We start from the raw sequence: 4,029 nt of genomic DNA, 5'->3' as shown, positions 1-4,029 counted from the left end.
GGCGGGTGGGCCTGGCTGCTTCCGGCGGGGGTGATACTGGCCTGTATCGCCCACGTCACCTGGTACCCCACGCGCGCGCACCAGCGCTGGGGCTGGGCGCTGCGCGAGCATGACCTGCTCATCGCGCACGGCGTGCTGGTGCGGCGGTTGGTGTCCATCCCCGCGGGCCGCATCCAGCACGTGGACGTGCACCAGGGCCCCATCGAGCGGTCGCTTGGGCTGGCGCGACTCCAGGTCTACACGGCCTCGGGTGGCGGCGCGGACGGAGAGATTCCCGGCCTCGCCCGTGAGACGGCGGATGCCCTGCGCGAGAAGCTCGTGCGGCGCGAGGCCGACGATGTCGTCTGAGCCGGGAGCCACGGCCCTCGCGCCCGAGGCGGAGGCGCCGTGGAAGACGCTCAGCCCGCGGGCCCCGCTCGCGGCGCTGTTCCCCGTCCTCGGCCTGGTGTTGCGCCCCATGCTGGGCGCCCTGCTCCCCACCTTCTTCATGAGGGACGGAGGCTTCCCCGCCTTCATCTGGGCCATCATCCTCCTGTTCGCGGGATCCAGCGTCGCCGCGCTGCTCTATGAAGTCGCCACCACGCGCTACCGGGTGGTGGGCGCGCAGCTGGAGATCCGCTCCGGCGTCTTCACCAAGACGTCGCGCTTCATCGAGGCGGCGCGGGTGCAGAACACCGAGGTCGTCCAGCCCTTCGTCTCGAAGCTGCTCGGGCTGGTGGAGCTGAAGGTGGAGACGGCGTCCGGGCAGAAGGCCGAGGGCCACCTGCGGGGGCTCACGCCGGGGGACGCGCAGGCGCTCATCGACGCCCTGCACATGGCGCGCGGGAACAAGGCCCAGGCGCTCGCGCCCGTGGGCACTCCGGGCGAGGCCGACGGCGAGGTCCTGGCGAACACGCGGCTGGTGGACCTGCTGCGCTACGGCGCGACGGCCACGGGCCTGGGGGTGCTCGCCGTGGTGATGGGCGCCCTCAACGAGCTGATGGAGCTCTTCCACGATTGGGCGCTGCCCTGGATGCAGGCGCACTGGAAGGGGCTGGCGCGGCCCGGGATGGGCTGGGTCTCCGCCGTCCTCGTCGTGCTCGCCGGGCTGCTCGTGCTCTGGCTGGTGAACGTGGTGCTGGCCGTGTTGCGCTTCCATGGCTTCCGGCTGGTGGATACCGGGACGCACTTCCGCGCCCTGGGCGGCCTCTTCACGAGCCGGCAGATAACGGTGCGGCACGAGCGCATCCAGCAGGTCGTGCTGGACGAGCCCCTCCTGCGCCGCTGGTTCGGCTTCGGCTCCGTGGAGGTGGAGACGGCCGGGGTGCGCGCCGGAAGAGAAGCGGCCGAGCGCGCCGAGCTGGTGGTGCCGGTGGTCCCCACCTCGCGGATGGAGGCGCTGGTAGACCGGCTCATTCCGGGGCTGCCGGCGGCGCTTGGCACCCTGTCCCTGCGGCCCGCGCATCCGAAGTCGCTCCTGCGGGCGCGGATCCGCGCCGTGGGGGTGAGCGTCCTGGTGGCCACGCCCGCGACCTTCCTCCTGTGGCCCTGGGGCGTGCTCGCCTGGGCCCTGCTGCCGCTCCAGCTGGTGGGGGCCTGGTTCGACTGGCGCTTCCAGGGGTGGCTCATCACCGACACGCTCGTGGTGGTGCGGCAGGGCTTCTGGCGGCGGCGCACCACGGTGCTCCAGCGCGCGCGCATCCAGGCGGTGAACGCGGTCCAGGGGCCGCTGGAGCGGGGCTACGGCATCGGGCACGTCCGGGTGGCCGTGGCGGGCTCGGACGTCGTGCTGCCCAGCGTGAGCTGGGACGAGGCCGGGCGGCTCATCGACGCCCTCCCGGCGCCGAGGCGTACCCGCCAGCCCCCACCCGGAGTGCGGAACCCCCCGGGGCCTTCCGAGGGGGGAGCTCCTTCCGCCGCGGACGCGGAACCAGCGGCTGCAAGTGAACCGTCCTTGGGCCTATACTCGCGGCTCCCCGAGTGACGGCGCCCCATTCCCGGAAATGGGATCCGTCACACCCGCTTCGGCGCGATACAAAAAACGACGGCGCCGAAATCGATGGCCCGGCCAGACGAAATGCACACCATGAAGAAGACGCTCTCCCTTGTGACGCTGCTCGCCGCGGGTGCCACCCAGGCCGCGGGCTTCCAGATCGACACCCACAGCGCGCGTTCGACGGGCATGGGCAACGCCGCCACCGCGATCCTGGACGACTCGTCGGCCATCTACTCCAACGCCGCGAACATCCTCGGCGTGAAGAAGCTGGACATCACCGTCGGCGACACCGGCATCCTGCCCTTCATGAAGTTCACGCCGACGGACGGCGAGGCGCAGGGGCAGAAGATGACGCTGTCGCCCCCGCCCCACGTCTTCGTGGTGTACCGGCCCTTCGAGAAGGCGGCGTTCGGCCTGGGCGCGTACACGGCCTTCGGCGCGCGCAGCCGGTGGGAGGATGACTTCGTGGGCCGCTTCAAGGGCCGCGAGTCGAGCCTGGCTGCGTACTACATCAACCCCACGTTCGCGTATCAGCTCCACGAGTACTTCCGGGTGGGCGTGGGCGTGGACGTCGTGCGCACCACGGTGGAGCTGAAGCGTGCGATGAACTTCGTGGAGAGCGAGGGCGCCGTGCACCTGGGCGGCTCGGCCTGGGGCGTGGGTTACAACGTGGGCTTCCAGGCGGTGGTGATGCCCGGGGAGCTGACGGTCGGCCTCCACTACCGCAGCGCGGTGTCCACCACGTACGAGGGCAATGCGGACTTCCAGAACATCCCCGAGGCGTTCCAGGCGCGGCTGTTGGATCAGCGCGTGGAGGCGGACGTGCAGTTCCCGAGGACGCTGTCGCTGGGTCTGGCGGCCGTGCCGATGGAGAAGCTGACGGTCGCCTTCGACATCCAGATGGTGGACTGGGCCAGCATGAAGGAGCTGACCATCGAGTTCCCGGGCAACCCGTCACTGAACAACCCGGTGGAGAAGCGCTGGGTGGCGAAGGCGAAGTTCCACCTGGGCGCCGAGTACACGCTGAATCCGCAACTGCAGCTGCGCGGAGGCATCGTGGCGGACCTGTCTCCCAGCCCGGAAGAGACGCTGACGCCGGACCTGCCGGACGCGGACCGCTACAAGCTGTCGCTGGGCGCGGGCTACTCCTTCGGCAACCTGCGCGCGGACGCGGCCTACCAGTTCGTCCTCCTCGCGAGCACGGACAGCAAGGGCGCCGGCATGGACGGCACCTACTCCGGCACCGCGCACGTGCTCGGCGTGACGCTGGGCTATTCGCTGTAGGCAGTCATCAGGGGCTCCAGCTCCCCGAGGAGCTGGAGCGCCTCGCTTCAACAAACATTGTCTGGATTTGATGTCTGGCCCGGAGCACGTGGCCCCAATTCCAGACACGTGGCTCCCGCCGACTCAGTAACTCCAAACCTCGCTCCGGGCGTCCTCCACCAGCCGGGACGTCCGTCGCAGCCGCTCCAGCCCCAGCTTCACGAGCGCGCGGCGCAGCGCGGGCTGGCTCCGGAAGTACTTCACGAAGACATCGCGCTCCAACCGCAGCAGCGTGCAGGGCGTCTCGGCGCGCACCGTGGCCGTGGCCAGCCGGCTGCGCAGCAGCGAGACCTCTCCGAAGACGGCCCCCTCCTCCAGGTCCGGGAAGCGCGTGGTGTCCCCATCACCGTGAGGATGGAACACGGCGCACCGGCCCCGCAGGAGCACATACAGCGCATCCCCTTGCTGACCGTGCGTGAGGAGGACCTCTCCCTGCCTGGCGACGTGGGGCACCAGCGCCGAGCCGAGCTGCACGCCCAGCTCCGGCGGCAGCGTGGCGAGCAGCGTGCTGCTCCTCAGGGCGTCCGCCAGCAGCCGCTCCTGGCACACCATCCGCACGAGCGTGTCCCCGAGCCCATGCCGCGCCCCGGACTTGTCCAGCCCCTCGCGCGACAGCTCCAGCACCGCCGTCTGCTCCAGCGCCATGACGCTGGCCGTGCGCGGCGCGCCATTGCGCAGCGCCAGCTCTCCGAAGAAGTCGCCCTGCGCGAGCTGCCCCACCGCCCTCATGG

At 70.8% G+C, this 4,029-nt stretch carries 4 protein-coding genes; 3 read left to right on the top strand and 1 reads right to left on the bottom strand.

The features are described 5' to 3' along the window. The 3 genes from HG543_RS52100 to HG543_RS52090 form a co-directional block, all read left to right on the top strand. Window positions 1-348, top strand: a 348-nt coding sequence (locus HG543_RS52100) for a PH domain-containing protein (protein WP_169352436.1), incomplete at its 5' end; no start/stop codon positions are given. Next, on the top strand, window positions 338-1,963 hold the full coding sequence (locus HG543_RS52095; RefSeq protein ID WP_169352435.1) for a PH domain-containing protein: 1,626 nt from the start codon (window positions 338-340) through the stop codon (window positions 1,961-1,963). The genes HG543_RS52100 and HG543_RS52095, both read left to right, overlap by 11 nt. A gap of 102 nt (window positions 1,964-2,065) precedes the next feature. Then, window positions 2,066-3,259 (top strand): OmpP1/FadL family transporter, encoded by a 1,194-nt coding sequence (locus HG543_RS52090; RefSeq protein ID WP_169352434.1) that lies wholly within the window; start codon window positions 2,066-2,068, stop codon window positions 3,257-3,259. 123 nt (window positions 3,260-3,382) lie between these two features. Here HG543_RS52090 and HG543_RS52085 read toward each other — a convergent pair. Beyond that, window positions 3,383-4,029: cyclic nucleotide-binding domain-containing protein (locus HG543_RS52085; protein WP_169352433.1), on the bottom strand; the 647-nt coding region annotated here is incomplete at its 5' end.

Source organism: Pyxidicoccus fallax, from assembly GCF_012933655.1.
Taxonomy (GTDB): domain Bacteria; phylum Myxococcota; class Myxococcia; order Myxococcales; family Myxococcaceae; genus Myxococcus; species Myxococcus fallax.
Note: the sequence above shows the minus strand (reverse complement) of the source record. Positions and strands in the feature narration are given on the sequence as shown.